Annotated in this window: 21 protein-coding genes and 1 tRNA gene; 9 read left to right on the top strand and 13 right to left on the bottom strand. The window is 65.5% G+C overall.

Annotation, left to right across the window (positions count from 1 at the left end; all coding sequences use genetic code 11):
- Positions 1–19: 19 nt before the first annotated feature.
- The 5 genes from NKJ34_RS03795 to NKJ34_RS03775 all read right to left on the bottom strand — a co-directional run bounded on the left by NKJ34_RS03795 (position 20) and on the right by NKJ34_RS03775 (position 2385).
- On the bottom strand, positions 20–472 hold the full coding sequence (locus tag NKJ34_RS03795) for a hypothetical protein (RefSeq protein ID WP_253736923.1): 453 nt from the start codon (positions 470–472) through the stop codon (positions 20–22).
- Between the two features lie 238 nt (positions 473–710).
- Positions 711–889 (bottom strand) — tRNA-Trp (locus NKJ34_RS03790).
- A 75-nt stretch (positions 890–964) separates the two neighbouring features.
- Positions 965–1189, bottom strand: a complete 225-nt coding sequence (locus NKJ34_RS03785; RefSeq protein WP_253736922.1) for a DUF5795 family protein — start codon at positions 1187–1189, stop codon at positions 965–967.
- A 65-nt stretch (positions 1190–1254) separates the two neighbouring features.
- Positions 1255–2181: a DUF5794 domain-containing protein gene (locus NKJ34_RS03780; RefSeq protein ID WP_253736921.1), complete on the bottom strand. Its 927-nt coding sequence runs from the start codon at positions 2179–2181 to the stop codon at positions 1255–1257.
- Between the two features lie 6 nt (positions 2182–2187).
- Positions 2188–2385, bottom strand: a complete 198-nt coding sequence (locus NKJ34_RS03775) for a DUF8099 family protein (RefSeq protein ID WP_253736920.1) — start codon at positions 2383–2385, stop codon at positions 2188–2190.
- A gap of 361 nt (positions 2386–2746) precedes the next feature.
- On the opposite strand from NKJ34_RS03775, the gene guaB reads away from it, so the two are divergent.
- From guaB to NKJ34_RS03760, 3 genes are all read left to right on the top strand, one after another.
- Complete coding sequence (gene guaB, locus NKJ34_RS03770; protein WP_253736919.1) at positions 2747–4237, top strand: IMP dehydrogenase; 1491 nt, start codon at positions 2747–2749, stop codon at positions 4235–4237.
- A 234-nt stretch (positions 4238–4471) separates the two neighbouring features.
- Positions 4472–5098, top strand: coding sequence for a HalX domain-containing protein (locus NKJ34_RS03765; RefSeq protein ID WP_253736918.1), 627 nt, complete (start codon positions 4472–4474; stop codon positions 5096–5098).
- A 99-nt stretch (positions 5099–5197) separates the two neighbouring features.
- Positions 5198–5482, top strand: coding sequence for a hypothetical protein (locus NKJ34_RS03760; protein WP_253736917.1), 285 nt, complete (start codon positions 5198–5200; stop codon positions 5480–5482).
- Positions 5483–5514: 32 nt separating this feature from the next.
- Here NKJ34_RS03760 and NKJ34_RS03755 read toward each other — a convergent pair whose 3' ends face one another.
- Entirely contained in the window at positions 5515–6660 is a 1146-nt protein-coding gene (locus tag NKJ34_RS03755) for a pyridoxal phosphate-dependent aminotransferase (protein ID WP_253736916.1), read from the bottom strand.
- A complete protein-coding gene (locus NKJ34_RS03750) occupies positions 6657–7145 on the bottom strand; it encodes an Lrp/AsnC family transcriptional regulator (RefSeq protein WP_253736915.1) in 489 nt (162 codons plus the stop codon). Before NKJ34_RS03750 ends, NKJ34_RS03755 begins: the two co-directional genes overlap by 4 nt.
- Before the next feature lie 118 nt (positions 7146–7263).
- Between NKJ34_RS03750 and NKJ34_RS03745 the strand changes: the two genes are divergently transcribed.
- The gene (locus NKJ34_RS03745) at positions 7264–7689 is read left to right on the top strand and encodes an EamA family transporter (RefSeq protein ID WP_253736914.1); all 426 of its coding nucleotides are present in this window, start codon (positions 7264–7266) and stop codon (positions 7687–7689) included.
- Between the two features lie 144 nt (positions 7690–7833).
- On the opposite strand, the gene NKJ34_RS03740 is transcribed toward NKJ34_RS03745, so the two are convergent.
- Positions 7834–8112 (bottom strand): MarR family winged helix-turn-helix transcriptional regulator, encoded by a 279-nt coding sequence (locus NKJ34_RS03740; RefSeq protein WP_253736913.1) that lies wholly within the window; start codon positions 8110–8112, stop codon positions 7834–7836.
- 139 nt (positions 8113–8251) lie between these two features.
- On the opposite strand from NKJ34_RS03740, the gene NKJ34_RS03735 reads away from it, so the two are divergent.
- On the top strand, positions 8252–9157 hold the full coding sequence (locus tag NKJ34_RS03735; RefSeq protein WP_253736912.1) for an AEC family transporter: 906 nt from the start codon (positions 8252–8254) through the stop codon (positions 9155–9157).
- A gap of 51 nt (positions 9158–9208) precedes the next feature.
- Positions 9209–10024, top strand: coding sequence for an ion transporter (locus tag NKJ34_RS03730; RefSeq protein ID WP_253736911.1), 816 nt, complete (start codon positions 9209–9211; stop codon positions 10022–10024).
- Between the two features lie 52 nt (positions 10025–10076).
- Here NKJ34_RS03730 and NKJ34_RS03725 read toward each other — a convergent pair whose 3' ends face one another.
- Genes NKJ34_RS03725 through NKJ34_RS03715 form a run of 3 tightly spaced genes read right to left on the bottom strand, consistent with a single transcriptional unit; the run spans position 10077 to position 12798 of the window.
- Positions 10077–11222 (bottom strand): ABC transporter permease, encoded by a 1146-nt coding sequence (locus tag NKJ34_RS03725; protein WP_253736910.1) that lies wholly within the window; start codon positions 11220–11222, stop codon positions 10077–10079.
- Positions 11219–11881, bottom strand: a complete 663-nt coding sequence (locus NKJ34_RS03720) for an ABC transporter ATP-binding protein (protein WP_253736909.1) — start codon at positions 11879–11881, stop codon at positions 11219–11221. The genes NKJ34_RS03725 and NKJ34_RS03720 overlap by 4 nt, the downstream gene beginning before the upstream one ends.
- Positions 11878–12798, bottom strand: a complete 921-nt coding sequence (locus NKJ34_RS03715; protein ID WP_253736908.1) for a COG1361 family protein — start codon at positions 12796–12798, stop codon at positions 11878–11880. Before NKJ34_RS03715 ends, NKJ34_RS03720 begins: the two co-directional genes overlap by 4 nt.
- Positions 12799–12990: 192 nt before the next feature.
- Between NKJ34_RS03715 and NKJ34_RS03710 the strand changes: the two genes are divergently transcribed.
- Entirely contained in the window at positions 12991–13554 is a 564-nt protein-coding gene (locus NKJ34_RS03710) for a thioredoxin family protein (RefSeq protein ID WP_253736907.1), read from the top strand.
- A 6-nt stretch (positions 13555–13560) separates the two neighbouring features.
- On the opposite strand, the gene NKJ34_RS03705 is transcribed toward NKJ34_RS03710, so the two are convergent.
- The gene (locus NKJ34_RS03705; protein ID WP_253736906.1) at positions 13561–13989 is read right to left on the bottom strand and encodes an RNA-binding protein; all 429 of its coding nucleotides are present in this window, start codon (positions 13987–13989) and stop codon (positions 13561–13563) included.
- A gap of 45 nt (positions 13990–14034) precedes the next feature.
- Positions 14035–14250, bottom strand: a complete 216-nt coding sequence (locus NKJ34_RS03700) for a DUF1918 domain-containing protein (RefSeq protein ID WP_253736905.1) — start codon at positions 14248–14250, stop codon at positions 14035–14037.
- Positions 14251–14381: 131 nt separating this feature from the next.
- On the opposite strand from NKJ34_RS03700, the gene NKJ34_RS03695 reads away from it, so the two are divergent.
- A complete protein-coding gene (locus NKJ34_RS03695; protein WP_253736904.1) occupies positions 14382–15062 on the top strand; it encodes a hypothetical protein in 681 nt (226 codons plus the stop codon).
- On the top strand, positions 15059–16336 hold the full coding sequence (locus NKJ34_RS03690) for a hypothetical protein (RefSeq protein WP_253736903.1): 1278 nt from the start codon (positions 15059–15061) through the stop codon (positions 16334–16336). The genes NKJ34_RS03695 and NKJ34_RS03690 overlap by 4 nt, the downstream gene beginning before the upstream one ends.
- The last annotated feature ends 22 nt before the right edge of the window (positions 16337–16358 follow it).

Below are 16358 nucleotides of genomic sequence, written 5' to 3'. Positions count from 1 at the left end.
CGTGTACGGTCGACTGTCGCTACTCCACGCCGGATGAGCTATCGGCGGGGTCGACGCGGCCCAGACGTCGGGCGGCGGTCACCGCAACCCCCATGACGGCCCCGAATGGGGTGGTGACGACGACTGCGATCGCAATCACGAGCAGAGTTTCGCCGACGAAAATCACACCCGGGCCGTAGACGAGTGCCACGAGCAGGGTCCAAACGCCGACGGTGAGCACCGCCGTCAGGCACCCTGCGGCTGCTCCGGAGGGGTAGTCGACGGCGGCTCGCCGCTCGACGACCGCCCACCAGACGACGCCGCCCAGCACCGCACCCGGTGCGGGGAGCAAGATCGCCGCGTCGCCGGTCGGGAGCCCCAGCACCGTGCTGAGTGTTCTGGCGATCGCTCCCAGCGAGCCGACCGCCACAGCACCGGCGATGAACGCGGCGCTGCCGGCGTAGATCGACCAGCGTGTCGACGCCGCAACCATACGCCATCACTGGATCCCTCCGACAAAAAACGCGGCAACGCTTCAGCGATGGTTGTAGTGATTCGTAGAATCCAGCGTCGCAGTCGATTGCCAGTGGGCTACTGGTCGACCTCGAATCCGTTCCGAACAGCGAGAGCTGAGCCTGTCCGTTTGTATCTTGGCTTATTGCCGTATCACACACGAAATAGACCGTCGGCTCGAAGGTTTACGTTTGGTGAAGAAACACCTAATTTCGGGATGGGGACGGAGGGATTTGAACCCCCGATCGACTGATATCTCCGGTCTGCGCCTCGGAACTCCAGAGGGTCGTCAACGCGAGCCGATGATCAGTCGGTCGCTCGGTATATCAGTCTGGAGTGTCGTCCCGGGCGCGTGGCCTCTGGAGTCAGTCGCCATGCCTGGCTTGGCCACGTCCCCTCACCTTCTATTTGCGTGATCGGTTGTAAAGAGGTTTCGATCCCAACTCCCCGAGGGCGGCGGCCCCGCAACCGACTACTCGTCGTCCTTCTCGCGCCATTCGCAGTCCTGACATTTGTAGCCGGTGACGAAGGCGGTCACGCTGGGCATGTAGCCCACAGTGATGACGTTGCCGCCGCAATCGGGACACTCGCGGTCGGCGTCTTCGATCGCGGTTGCCTCCATTGGTGCCTCGCCCTCGATCAACTCGGCGAGCGTTTCGGCAGTGACCATCCGCCCTTCGACAACACGGTTGCTCATGGAGAGCGTTGCACGCTCGGCACCTAAGATGTTCCTGTGTCGGCAGCAGTGTCGACGGGAGTCGATCAGAGCCACGGAGCCCGCGAGCTGTCCTCGCCGGGCGCGCCGTAGCCGACGTCGCCGCTGGCGGTCGACGGCTCGGGGTCGACGGCCATCGTGGCCGCGGGATCCTCGCCGGTGAGCACCGACTCGTCGCGGGGGGCCGCAGCGTCGGCTACCCCGGCCGATCGGTCGGCGTCGACCTCCTCGGGGCGGTCGGTGGCGGCCTCGGGGTCGTAGGCGAACAGCGCAGCGACCACCAACACCGCCAGTGCGATCGGCGCGTCGGTCTCCAGGACGCCGAGGATCGGTAAGGCGAGCACACCGAGGGCGACTGAACTCCCGAACCGGAACCGGTCGATGTCGACGCGGCCCCGTAATTGGGGAGCGACAAGCGCCACCACGAGCGCGAAAGCGACGCCGATGCCGGCGGTCGCGGCCGCCCGGCCGATCAACGCGGGGTCGACAAGCGGGTCGATCACCAGCCCGTCCGGCCGGAGGCTAGCGATCAATCCCAGCCCGATGATGACGCCGGGACTCGGCAACAACTCGCCGAGTTTCGAGCTAGCGGTCTGGGCGGCGACCGTCAGGATCACTAGCCCGGCGAACCGCTCGAAGACGGCCATATCGAGGACGCTCTCGATGGTCACCGCGAAGACGGCCTCGATGGCGGCCACCGGCACGACGACCGCGCCGATCAGCAGGATCGGGCCGACCAGCGCCCGCGGGCTGTCGTCCATCTCCGCAAGGATCACGGCCACGGTGGCCGACCCGCCGAAGATGAGCAGCCCGGTTTCGAGCATGCCCAGCGGCGAATCGAGGGTCCCCGCCAACAACAGCGCCACGAAGATCCCGTCGACCAACGGCAGCGCCATCACCGTCGCCAGTAGCCGGGTGGCACCACCCACGCGCCGCTCCAACTGGAGTGCGACTGGGTGTTGTGAAACGCTCATACCCGACTAATGGCCGTCACCAGCGGCCAACCGGCGATAGGGTCGCAACTCCCGACGGGCTCGCTCGGCGTGGTTGCCGACGACGCCGAACCCGTTTCCCAGTGTGGATACCGCCGACTGCTTGCGCAGCGGTGTAAAGCGACTGCCGGAGCGCTGCTGCTCGATACCGGCCGTGCGCGATGCGGTGTTCCACTGGGTGCGCATATCTACAGGTAGCGCTCCGACTCGCTTAAACGTTGTGTGGGTATCCGAAACACAGTAGTCGTTTCGGCAGATTCTTACCTAGTAGCCATAGCCTAACACGAAATAAGCACATATAATGTGGTTTTGAGCCCAATATTTCGACGAATGTGTGTGAGATCTGCCGGCAGGCACAGATATATCACGATCGTTCGTGTGGGATGTGTACACACGGATCAGCGAATGTATTCACGACACTGCACACGTCGGCCGGAGAACCGCGAACCTGTTCACGATTCTGTATAAGTAGGTCGGTATGCTGTGTCGGATCCTCACGGGCGTGCCGACTCGCAACGTTTTTGCCGGATCCCCGATGACGGCTTATATGGCGAATCACCGTTCAGCGGGTTCTTTCTCCGAGAAGCTACAGGTGCCGGAGGCGTTGACGTTCGACGACGTGCTGCTTCGGCCGATGGAGAGCCGGATCGAACCGGACGACGCGGACCTCTCGACACGGGTTTCCCGGAACGTCGAGCTGACGATTCCGATCCTCTCGGCGGCGATGGACACGGTCACCGAAAGCGACACCGCCATCGGGATGGCCCGCGAGGGCGGGATGGGCGTGCTCCACCGGAACATGGAAGTCGACGAGACGGCCGCGGAGGTCAAACGCGTCAAGCGTGCCGACGAACTGATGATCCGACGGGACGACGTCGTCACCGCCGCCCCCGAACAGACGATCAGCGGCGTCGACGCGATGATGAACCGCGAGGGCGTTTCGGGCGCACCGGTCGTCGACGACGACGACACCGTTCTCGGCATCATTTCGGGCACTGATATCCGACCGTTCCTCGAAGTCGGTGAGACCGACACCGTCGAGGAAGCGATGACCGACGAGGTCATCACCGCCGGCGAGGACGTCGAGGCACGCGAGGCGCTCGAACTCATGTACGACTACAAGATCGAGCGCGTCCCGATCGTCGACGACGACGACACGCTCGTCGGCCTCATCACGATGCAGGGGATCCTCCAACGCCGCGAACACCAGGAGGCCGCCCGCGACGACGAGGGACGGCTGGTCTGTGGGGTCGCTGTCGGGCCCTTCGAGACCGACCGCGCGACCGCCGCCGACGAGGCCGGCGCTGACGTGTTGTTCATCGACTGCGCCCACGCCCACAACCTCAACGTGATCGAATCGGCCCGCGAAATCAAGGAACTCGTCGACGCAGACGTCGTCGTCGGCAACGTCGGCACCCGCGAGGCTGCCGAAGAGGTCGTCGACTTCGCCGACGGGATCAAGGTCGGCATCGGGCCGGGCTCGATCTGTACGACCCGTGTGGTCACCGGTGCGGGGATGCCACAGATCACTGCCGTCGCCGAGGTCGCCGATGTCGCAGCGCCCGAAGACGTCCCCGTCATCGCCGACGGCGGAATCCGTTACTCCGGGGATGCGATCAAGGCCGTCGCCGCGGGCGCGGACGCAGTGATGCTCGGTTCCTACTTCGCCGGCACCGAGGAGGCCCCCGGCCGCGTGATCACGATGAACGGCAAGAAGTACAAACAGTACCGCGGGATGGGGAGTGTCGGCGCGATGAAATCCGGCGGCGGCGACCGCTACCTCAAGGACGACGAGGACGGCGAGGAGTTCGTCCCCGAAGGTGTCGAGGCCGCGACCCCGTACAAGGGAACGCTCGCCTCCGAACTCCACCAGCTCGTCGGCGGGATGCAATCGGGCATGGGCTATGTCGGTGCCGAAACGCTCCCCGAGTTCAAGCAGCGGTCGGAGTTCGTCCGCGTCTCGGCGGCGGGCCAAACCGAGGGCCACCCACACGACGTGATGATCACCGACGAGGCACCGAACTACAGTCCCGAGTAGTCCGGTTCACCGCCGGGCCCTCGTCGACGGCCGGCAATGATCCCGACGGTACTTCGCTATAATCAGAATATTTATAACCGCCAGATGGATGGTATAACGTAGCACAGCCTGTCCATCAATGTTTGTCCCATATTCGCTGCCCTCCATGTCGAACCAGTCACGAAGCAAAGGGGTATTTTCATATGGCCTCGCCTACCACAAGGAAAGTGTGATCGCCGAGGGATTCAGGGAGCCATGAACGACGACAGCCCACTCGTTCTCGTCGTCGAGGACGAACCAGATCTAGCGGACCTGTACGCCACGTGGCTGAAGGCGGACTACCGTGTCCGGACCGCCTACGGTGGCGAAGAGGCCCTCGAAAAACTCGACGACGAGATCTCGGTGATGCTGCTCGACCGTCGGATGCCAGGACTGTCGGGCGACGAAGTACTCGATGCCGCCCGCGAGCGCGGAATCGACTGTCCGGTGTCGATGGTCACAGCCGTCGAACCCGATTTCGACATCATCGATATGGGGTTCGATACCTATCTGGTCAAGCCGGTGACCCGCGATACGCTCATCGAGACCGTCGAAGACCTGCTCTCCCGGAACTCCTACGACGAGGGTGTACAAGAACTCTACTCGCTGGCGTCGAAAAAGGCGCTATTGGAGTCCGAAAAAGGTCGCTCGTCGCTGGAAAACAACGAGGAGTACCAGGAGCTCTCCGAGCGGCTCGCCGAGCTCCGCGAGGAACTCGACGAGACCGTCAGTTCGCTCGATGACCACGACGAGTTCGTCGGCTTCTACGAGGCCTTCGAGGCCCCCGACGGCGACGAGGAGTTCGATCTGAACGCCGACGACGAGACCTTCGAGTTGGAGTAGACCGTCCGGTCCGTCCGTTCGTTTTCGACAACTGTCCCGTTCGTAGCCGGGCGACAACCGGCGAGAACGGTTTTACTGTGAGTCAGTGTACCACGACGTATGGGTGTATCCGACGCCGTCTGGCGGATCGAGACCGCTATCGCGGACACGTTCGACCGGTTCGATCAGGGCATCGACCGCCAGCAGGCCCACTGTCGACGGAGCGCCTACGAGCAGATCCTCGTCGACGTCGACCGACAGGGCGGCACCGAGGCGATGTACACCCTCGCCGACTGGATCGAACGGGAGATCAGAGCCGCCAACCGGCTCCCGTCGACCCACGAGGTCAGACAGGTCGGCAACGAGATCTGTCGCTACCGGACATCCGCGCCGGCCGGCCAGTAGTCACTCCCGGTGTGACCCGCCGTCGACCCGCGTTACCGGTTCCGACAGAACGTTTCGATCCGGTTCATCGCGGTTTTGAGTTCCCGCATGCTCGTCGCGTAGGAGACCCGGAGGTGTCCCGCCCCGCTCTCGCCGAAGACGCGTCCGGGAACGACGGCGACGCCTTCCTCTTTCAGGAGGTCCTCGGCGAAGGCCTCGTCGTCGCCGCCACACTCGGGGAACGCGTAGAACGCCCCGCGGGCGGTGAAACAGTCGAGGCCGATCTCCTCGAACCGGGAGAGGACGAACCGTCGGCGGCGGTTGTACTCGGCGGCCATCTCGTCGACGGCGTCCTCGCAGCTCCGTAACGCCTCGATAGCGGCGTACTGGGCGGTCGTCGGGGCCGACAGCATCGTGTACTGGTGGACGCGATTCATCGATTCGATCGCCGCGGCCGGTCCCAGCGCGTACCCCAACCGGAGCCCGGTCATCGCGTAGGCCTTCGAAAAGCCGTTGATCACGATCGTCCGCTCGCGCATCCCCGGCATCGAGGCGATCGAGGTGTGGTCGCCGTCGTATGTCAGCGCCGCGTAGATCTCGTCGGCGATAACGTCGATGTCGTTGTCGACGCAGAACTCGGCGACCGCGCGGATCTCGTCGGCATCCATCACCGCGCCGGTGGGATTGTTCGGGTAACAGAAGACGAGCAGGTCGGCCTCCTCGGCTCCCGCCTCCGCCAGTGCCGCCGGCGTCAGCGCGAAGTCGTCGGCCGCCGTCGTCGTGACGCCCAGCGGCTCGCCGCCGGCGAACTCGATGCCCGGCTGGTAGGAGATGTAGTTGGGTTGGTGGATCGCCACCGTGTCGCCCGGCGAGACGAACGTCCGCAACGCGAGGTCGACGGCCTCGCTTGCGCCTGTTGTGACGAGGACCTCCGTTTCGGGGTCGTACTCGTGGTCCCAGCGGCGTGAGTAGTCACTGATTAACCGTCGTAGGTCGCTCATACCGCGGTTCGAGGTGTAGGAGGTCCGGCCCTCCTCCAGCGAGTGGATCGCCGCGCTCCGGGCGGCCCACGGCGTCGAGAAGTCGGGCTCGCCGACGCCAAGGGAGATCACGTCGTCGCGCTCCTCGGCCAACTCGAAGAACTTTCGAATACCCGACTCCGGGACCCCCGCGACACGGTCGTTGGGCTGGAGCGTCATGGCGAAACCGAAAGGCGGTCGTCGCCGTCCCGATCCCCGAAGTCGATGCCGGCCTCCTTGTAGGTCTCCATGATGAAGTGAGTCACCGTCTGGGTGATCTCCGGGATCGGCGCGATCTGATTGGAGATGAACTGCGAGACGTCCTGCATCGAGTCGCCCGTGACTTCGATGGCGAAGTCGTAATCACCGGACACCAACCGCAGGGACTCGACCTCGGAAAACCGGGCGATCCGGTCGGCGATCTCCTCGTAGCCCGTTTCGCGGTTGAGTTCGACGTTGAGTTCGACGAAGGCGGCGACGTGCTGGTCGTCGGTGTTGTCCCAGTCGACCACCGCCTGATACCCCCGGACGGTGCCCTCGGCTTCGAGTTCGTCGAGCAACGCCTCGACGCGCTCGGGGTCGACGCCGAGCTGTCGGGCGATGTCCTCGGTCGATTCGCGGGCATCGGTCGACAGCAGCGACAACAGTTCGCGTTTGGTGTCCATACCTCACCTGTCCGTTCCGCCCGCATATTATTTGCGACACTCCCCTGAGAACTGGTCGCACGACCCACCGGGTCGACCAGTTCAGAACCGATAACTTCGCCGGGGGTCGACGGCCGGTATGAGCTATCTCCCGTGGGCGCTCGGCGCATTGGTCGCCTACACGTTCGTCCCGCTGTTGATGCGGGTAGCGACCACCGGTTCGGAGGCGATCCCGAGCGACGTGGCGACGATCATCTCGAACTCGATTCTGGTCGTCGGCGCGCTGGCGGTCGTCGTCGGCACCGACCAGCGTGTCACGCCACATCTCGGCAGTTCGAAGCTCCCGTATGCGGTTGCCGCCGGCATCTGTCTGGCCGCCGGCATTCTGGCCTACTACCGGGCGCTGTCGCTCGGCCCTGTCAGCGTCGTCACGCCCGTTTTCGGTCTCTTTCTGGTGACGAGTTCGATCTTCGGGATGGCCTTCCTCGGCGAGTCCGTCACCGCACGCAAGATCGCCGGCATCGGATTTGCCGTGCTCGCGGTCTATCTCGTGACCGTGGAATAAACCCCATTCCGGAGCGGGCGTCGACCGTCCTCCCACGGTAGTATGCAGTGGCTACCCGGCCGTAGGACGGAACATCAGACTGGTAGTCACTGACTAATCTCGGTATCACTGACTACTCACGGTAGTCACTACTCGTCGACGGGGTCAGATCGTGAGGCTATAGAGCTGTTTGCGTGCGTCCCGGAACGACACTCTGGAGTCGACGGCGTCGGCGGCTTCGAGTCGGGAGACCGCCTCTCGGACGGTTCGGGTCGACAGCAGCGTCTCCTCGGCGAGTTCGCTCTGGGTGAGCGAGTCGTGGTGGTCCAGCGTCTTGGCGACGAGTTTTGAACTCGGCGGGAGTCCGCGGATGGCTGCCCATCGATCGGCTCCGTCACCTGTCGCCGGTTCCGCGCTTGCGGTCGGATCGTCGTGAACGCTCATCGGTAGCTGTCGGTACGGGATTTTCTGTAATAATACTTTTCTCTTAAATATTACTATTAGACATATTTGAGGAGGTAGCTACCGCCAGCAATCTTCAGCGAACCGTGAGTGTCATATCCGCCATCTACGCACCACCGGTATGGAGGTGTTACTCCGGCTGTTCGGGCTACTGGTCCTGCTGCTGGTGGGGACCGGCCTCCGGTCGACCGGGCTGTTGAGCCGTCGCCGAACCGCCCGACTCAATACGGTGGCCTACTACGGGGCGCTGCCGGCGCTCGTGTTTACGGCGACTTACGACCAGGATATCGCCGCCCTGCTGACGCCGGGACTGTTCGTCGGCGTGGTCGGGGTCCTCGGGTCGACGGCGGCCCTCGCGTGGCTCCTCAACAGCCACCGCGGCACTCCGGCTCGCCGCAGCGTCGCTACCGTCCAGTCGTACCACTCGAACCTCGGCTACCTCGGCCTCCCGCTGGTGGCCGCGACGTTCGACGCCGAGGTAACCGCCATCGCCAGCGTCGTCCTCGGGATCGGCTCGCTGACGCAGGTCCCGATCACCGTGCTGGTGCTGGTCTCGGCCACCGGAGCCGACACCCAACTTCGCTCGCAGTTGCTCGAACTCGGGAAAAATCCGGTCCTGATCGCGCTGGTCGCCGGCATCGTGGTCGGCTCCCTCGGCATCGCTATCCCCGCCCCTGCGGTGGCTGTCCTCGACGTGTTGGCCGGGCTGGCGCTACCGCTGGCGCTGGTCTGTGTCGGCGCGACGCTACAGGTCGACGCGGCCTTCGACTGGCGGTCGACCGGTTCGGTGATCGGCTTGAAACTCGTCGTGATGCCCGCCATCGCGTGGGCGGCGTTCTCGGCGCTCGACGTGGATCCCGCGGCGTTCACCGCATCGATCATCATGCTGGGGACGCCGACGGCGGTGTCGACGTACGTCTTCGCCAGCGAACTCGGCGGCGACAGCGAGTTCGCCTCGGTCAACGTCTTTGCGACGACGGTGGCTTCGCTGGCCTCGCTGTTCGTGCTGATCCGGCTGGTCTCGTAGCGACGTAGGTACGGTTTTGTGTGCGGTCTCCAACTACGTGATACCGCCGCCATGTCTCCTGCTATCGTCGACCGAATCGGCTTTCTCCTCCGGGACCGCCAGACGCCAGCGGGCAGAGCGACGAACGCGCTGTTGTACGTCCTCAACACCGCGTTCATCCTACTGTACATTCTGTCGACCTACGAGTTCCCCGCACCCTACCCCGCAGTTATCTGGAACCTCGAAGTCGCCCTCGCGGTCGTCTTCCTCGGCGAGTACGTCGTCCGCGTCGAGTCCGCCCCCGACAGATGGGCCGAGATCACCGATCCCTACACCGTCGTCGACCTCGTGGCGATCCTCCCACTGTTCTTGTTTCCGGGACCGGGCGCGGTCTTTCTCCGTGGGCTCTACACGCTGCGTATCTTTCGGTTCCTCCGCTTGCTGGTCGACGAACAGCAACTGTTCGGCAAATCGCTACCCATCCGAACGATCCGCCGCACCGAACTCTCGGTGACGATCTTCCTGATATTCTTCATTGCGACCGGCTTCGTCTACTCGGCCGAGGTGGGGGCCAACCCCGAGATCTCGAACTTCGGCGACGCCTTCTACTACACGGTCATCGCCGTCTCGACTGTCGGCTTCGGTGACATTATCCCGGTAACGGTGCTCGGACGCTGGATAACGGTTATTGCGGTGCTGGTCGGCTTCGTGCTCATCCCGTGGCAGGCGACCCGGCTCCGCGAGGCCTCGACTGCGACCGGCGCCGACTGCTCGCGGTGCGGCGCGGCCGTTTCCGACGACGACCGCTACTGTCGACAGTGTGGCCACACGCTGGTCGACGTGCCGGCCGTCGAGTCGGAGCCGAACGTGGCCGACCGGCAGCGATAGCCGGCTGGCGTCCACCAGTCAGCCGTGGAAGGCAGTCAACCGCGGAGGGCAGTCAGCCGCGGAGAGCGTCGACCGGCCGGTTGGTGGCGGCCTTCCACGCCGGATACAGCCCGCTGAGCCCGCTTGCGAGCACCGCGAAGCCGAAGCCGTAGACGACGTACTGGGCGCTCCGCCACTGGAATACGAGCAGCGGATCGTCGGTCAACAGGTGGAACAACACCAGTCCGACCCCCAGCGAGACGGCCGCGCCGAGGATCCCGCCGAGGATCCCGAGGAACAGTGCCTCGGTCAGGATCATCCGAAGGACCTCTCCGCGCCGGATACCGACCGCGCGCAGGACGCCGATCTCGCCGCGGCGCTCGATCGTGCTCATCAACATCACGTTCAGAATAGCGACGCTGGCGACCACAAGCGAGATCGAGCCGATGCCGAGCAACGCGAGGTTGAGCGTCCGGAAGAAGGAGCCGACCCGCTGTTGGACGTCCGCGAAGTTCCGAACATCGACCTGCTCGTCGCCGCCCTCGTTGAACCGGGCTTCGAGATCGTCGGTGAGGGCGGTCGCCTCCCTGCCGTCGGTAAATATCGTGACCGAATCGTAGTACTGCTGGTCGTTCATCGCCGACACCGGGACCACCAGTCGACCGCCGGTCGCCGAGCCGAACCCCTCGGTCGACGTGATCAGCCCCTCGATCCGGTAGAGCCGGCTGTCGTACTCGATCGGATCGCCGCGTTCGAGCCCGAGGTTCGTCGCGGTCGTGTTCGACAGCAGCGCACCCGACCGGAGCCGATCGGGGGCGTCGCCGCTAGCTAACCCGTAGAGTGCACTCGCCCGCGTCACACCAGTCACCCGGACCTGCACCTCTCTACCGTTCCGCGATTCGATCGCCGTGACGTTGGTCTTCTCCGGCACGACCGTCGACCCCGAGGCGATCGTGCGGATGGTGGCGACCTGTTCGTCGGTGATCCCCTCTTCGGCGGCGTCCTCGCCCGGCGTGACGGTCACCTCGTTGCTCAGATCCCCGAGATCCGCGGTCGCCTGCTGCTGGAGGGCGACCCCGGCGATCCCCAGCGAGGCGATGGCGACGACGCCGATGACGATCCCCAGCGTCGCCAGCGCCGTCCGCACGCGGTTCCGGCCGAGGTTCCGCCAGGCCATCTGAACGCTCGGGACGCGCCACAGTAGATCGGCGATACTCATTGGATCACCCCGTCGACGAGCCGGACGACCCGGTCGGCATAGTCGACCAACTGTTCGTCGTGGGTGACCGCGACGATGGCGATCTCCTCGGCTTCTTTGAGTCGTGTGAGTTCGTCGAGGATCGTCGCGCCGGTGTCTTGATCGAGGTTCCCGGTCGGCTCGTCGGCCAGCAGGATCTCGGGTTCGTTGATCAGCGACCGGGCGATGGCCACGCGCTGGGACTGGCCGCCGGAAAGCTCAGAAGGTCGGTGGTCGAGCCGATCGCCCAGCCCCACGCGTTCGAGCAGGTCGACCGCGCGGTCGCGTCTGTCGACGCCGGTGTCCCACATCGACGGGAGTTCGACGTTCTCGGTGGCAGTGAGCATCGGCAGCAAGTGGAACTTCTGAAAGACGAAGCCGATCCCCGAGCGCCGCTCGGCGGTCAGTTCGGCCTCGCTGAAGTCGGTCACCTCCCGACCGTCGAGCCGGACGCCCCCCGCGGTCGGCGTATCGAGCAGGCCGATCATGTTGAGCAGCGTCGACTTCCCCGACCCCGAGGGGCCGATGATCGTCACCAACTCCCCGCGGTCGGCCCGGAAGTCGACGCCGTCGAGGGCGGTGATCTCCTCGGCGCCGGTCCGGTAGCGTTTGACCACGTCGTCGAGTTCGATGACCGTCATTGGCGTCGCCACAGCGCGATCCCGATCCCACCGACCACCAGCAGCCCGACGGCGATCCCGATCGGCACCAGTGGCGGGCCCGACGCCGGCGGGCCGGCGGCCGGCGGCGAGTGGCTTGCGGCCGCCTGTGTCGACGGGGCCGGGGCCGAGCGGTTCGCCGATCCGAGGTCGACCTGCTGGGTTTTCGTCATGCGCTCGCCGTCGACGATGTAGGTGATCTCGACCGGGACCGACTCCGCCTCTGGGTCGGCGTCAGCGGTCAGATCGAAGGTAGCGAACTCGCTGGCGTCGACCCCGCCGACGAAGTACTCGCCGTTCGGCGATCGTGGCGAGACGTTGCCGGTGTCGGGCACGCTCAGCAGCACCGACTCGACGTCGGTGTTGCCGATGTTGGCGGCGTCGCCCTCGATCGTCACCGCGCTGCCACCGACGGCCTCGACGCTGGTGAGCCGGACCTCGCCGTGGAGTTCGGACTCCTGGACGTCGACGAACACCGGCTGGCGGTAGGTGTAGATCTCGCCGTCTTCGTCCGAATACTGTGTCGTGATCTCGACTTCCAGCCGCTTTTGGCCGGGATCGTCGAACGTCACCGACAGCGGGATCGACAGCGAGCCGCCGGAGCCAACGGTCCCCACCCGCCGGAACCGGTCGTAGTCGTTCAGCGTGCCGGCCTCACGGAGGTAGACGTAGCGGACGTCGACGTTCCGGCCCTCGTCGTGTTCGAGGTTCGAGATCGTCGCCTCGATACTGACATCCTCGCCGACAACCGGTTCTTCGGGGGTCACGTTGGTCTCGATCTGGATCGGCGGATCGCTCGCGTCGGCGGTGCCGGCCGCCACGCCGACGATCCCACCGGCGACTATCCCCACGACGACGACCCGTAGCAGCCACCACGACACCGGGCGGTCAGTTCTCACCGGAGCCACCTCCGGCGAGTGGGAGCGAGCCGGTCGGCTCCACCGATAGCGGTCGACGAACCGCGAACCGATCGAACAGGCGTCATGTGTGGACCCACGAACCGACCGTCGCATAAGACTGGCTCACGGTTTCCGTGTCTGAAACCAGCCGGAATCACCCACGCATTTGATCTTCGCTCCCGTAGGGCGCGTATGGTACTCAAAGAATCCGACTCCGAACTCGACCGCGGCGACGCCGCACCCGACTTCGAACTGACCGGCACGGACGGTGAGAGCTACACGCCCGATTCGTTCGCCGACAACGACGCCCTATTGGTCGTCTTTACGTGCAACCACTGCCCCTACGCACAGGCCAAGTTCGAGTTCCTCAACGAACTGGCCGACGAGTTCGACGACGCGGCGGTCGTCGGCATTAACCCCAACGCGAACCCCGAATACCCCGACGACGACTTCGACAGCATGGTCGACCTCGTCGAGGAGGGCACCATCGACTACGACGCCTATCTCTACGACGAGAGCCAAGACGTCGCCCGTGCCTACGGCGCGGTCTGTACGCCCGATCCGTTCCTCTTCCGGCGCGTCGACCACGAGTGGCAACTGGCCTACCACGGCCGACTAGACGACGCGTTGAACCCCGACGACGAGCCCACCGAGTTCTACGCTCGGGCGGCGATCGAGTCGGTGCTGGCCGGCGAGGACGTCGCCCACGACGACCTGCCGTCGCGTGGCTGTTCGATCAAGTGGGTCGACGAGTAAGACGCCCTAGGTGTTCTTCGCCAACGCCTCGCGGGCGTTTTCGACCGCGGCCTCGTGTTTCGCGGGGTAGGCTTCGACTTTCGCCCGCAGGGTGATCCCGTCGCCGAGTCGGATCTCGTCCTGAAAGGCGGCCTGTTTGTCGAGTCGCATGAAAAACGAGCAGTTGTCGTCGACCCGCTCGTCCAACTCATCGAGCACTCGATCGATGGCGTCGAGTTCGGCCAACCGGTCGAGGACGTGTCGCATCTCGTCGGCGTTCTCGACGCGCGCCGAGAGGACCACGATCCGGTCGCCGTGGTGGCCGGTGTTTTCCATGCGATCGAGGGCGAACTCCTCGGGGAGGAACGCGCGGATCGCCTCCTCGACCCGCTTTTCGTCCTCAGTCGCATAACAGAAGGTCCGGAGATCGATGTAATGAAACGGCACTCTCGGCATGAGTGGTCTCTTGGTGACCGAAGGGAAAAACCGCTCGGGTCGGGACTACTCCTCGTCGGCGTCGGAGTCGTCGTCAGCGTTGCCGTCGACGGCTTCGAGATCGTCTTCCGGAACGCCAGTCTCTTGGCCCCCCTCGAAGCTGATCGTGTACGTTGCGTCGCCGAACATGTTCTCGACGACCTGCGTGATCGTCCCGGTCTCGCCGTCGTACTCGCTGTGCTTGTCGTGCAGCACGGCCTCGTCGTCCTTTTCGAAGCTCATAGCCACCCCTTCCGCTACCACGGATAAAAACGCGTGGATTCGTCTGCTTTCGACCGCGCGGAATGACTGAAACGGGTGTTTACATCTCCCGAACCGATTTTTAAATGCCGCTTTTAGATATCGCTGTTCTGATGAGTTCTCACACGCGCAGGCAGTTTCTCGCGGTCACCGCAGTCGCCACCGGTGGAGTGGCTGGCTGTCTCGGCTCCGAGAGCAGTACGAGCCGGTCGGGGTCGGCTACCGAGGGGCCGGGGCGAACGATCCCCGAGCAGGCGGCGACTGATCCGGCGGTCCTGTTCCGCCGGGCCGACGCCGACCGGCCGCCGATCCGACTCGCCGACGACGGCGACGAGGCCGACAGCTCCCGCCGACCGGACGACCACCGTCCCAGCACGAAAGTGGTCGACGACACGGCGACGGCCGACCGGCTCGTCGTCGACGAGTCGGTCGACAGCCACCGCGAGGCTCCCAGCAGCGACCTCGCGTCGTTCCGCTCGTCGACCGATTTCGAACGCGAAACGCTCTACCTCGAAACCAAGCAGGTACGCCAGTGCTTCCGGCTCTCGCTGTGTTACATCGCGTGGGACACCGGCATCGAGACCGACTACGGCCGGCTGCTGCGACCGTACGACGAGCAGTGTACCGCCGACAGACGGGTCTTCGAGTCGCGGCTCATCCGGCTGCCGGTCGCCCTCGATGCCGACGAGATCAACCGGTTCGGATCGAGCACCAGTAGCAGTGCGTGCCGTCCGAGACAGCCGCAGGCCGAAGAGAACCGCACGAACCGATCGAACGGGAGCGAGCAGCCATGAGCCGGCCGTCGACGACGCGCCGCGGGGTGCTGGCGGCCGCGGGGGCGGTGCTGCTGGCAGGCTGTGGAACCCCTGAGACGATCGACGACGGCAGCGAGTCGATCCGTGCGACCGAGCTTCGTCGACTCGCTCCGGAGGATGCCGACCCGATCGTCGCCGACGAGTTGCCGGTCAAAATCGAGCAGTCCCACCTTCGGGCGTCGGCCCAGCGTGTCGACGACCTGCTGGCGGCACTCCCGATCCCGTTCGGGGCCGAGAGCGTGCCGAACGGACACATCCGTCAACGGCTCACCGACGCGGCCGGCGAGGCAACCGAGCGCGTCGCGGCGGCCCGAACCGCACCGAGCCGCCTGACTGCGCTCGACGAACTCCGCTGGGCGCGGTCGGAGGCCCGATATGCGGCCGCCGGCTGGAGTTTCGCCGACGGCGACCTGACGGAGTCGGATCTCCGGACCGAACACCGTGGGATCCTCGACGAGGCCGGATCGTTCCGCACCGAGTTCGCGTATCTCGGCGTCGACCCGATCGAGGCGGCGCTGGGCTACGGGCGCGCCGAGCGGCTTCTCGACTCGGCGCTCGACGACCGACGGACGCCGGCCCGCACGGAATCGAGCCGCCTGCTGGCCGTCGCCGAGTGGGGCGAGTACGTCGAGTCGGCGCGGGCGGAGCTTTCGGACGCCCAACACGTCTACGACCGGGTTCGGTCGACGCTGCCCGACGGGGCGGGGTCGGTCGCCGACAGGCTGTCGACGGCCACCGAGACGCTGCGGACGGATCTGCAGCGCCGCCGAAAGGACCTGCCGCCGGAACCCGACGGCGACGACCGCCTTCGCTGGCGACTGTGGGACGAGATCCACGACGGCGCCGACTCGAACATCGAACGGGCCGACGATCCCATCGGCCCGGCCAGCGGGTTGCTGGCGGCGACCGAGGCGCTCACGGCACTACGGGCTGCCGACCGACTCGGCGACCGCCTCAACGGGGGACTCGACCGCCCCGAAACGGCCGCCGCGGTCGGCGACCGGCGGGCGACGGCGGTCGACGCGATCACGACAGCCCTCGAGGAAAGCCCGCGGGTCGACCTCGCGCGTCCGCTGCTCGCCGAGGCGGCCCGCTCGGTGCGTCACGCCGACGACCGCCTCACGCGGTTCGACGGCGACGTTCGCGTCACCCGGCTCGACGACGTGATCGCCGCGTATACGGCCGCGACGCTACAGGCTCGGAGCGTCCCCGCGGCGTGTCAAACGACGGTCGACGCGGTCGAGGAGTCGTAATCGAACCGCGAAGGGTGCCGAA

Origin of the sequence: Halohasta salina (assembly GCF_024178165.1) — an archaeon.
Classification (GTDB): domain Archaea; phylum Halobacteriota; class Halobacteria; order Halobacteriales; family Haloferacaceae; genus Halohasta; species Halohasta salina.
The sequence above is the reverse complement of the archived record's forward strand: the minus strand, read 5'-3'. Positions and strand labels throughout refer to the sequence as shown.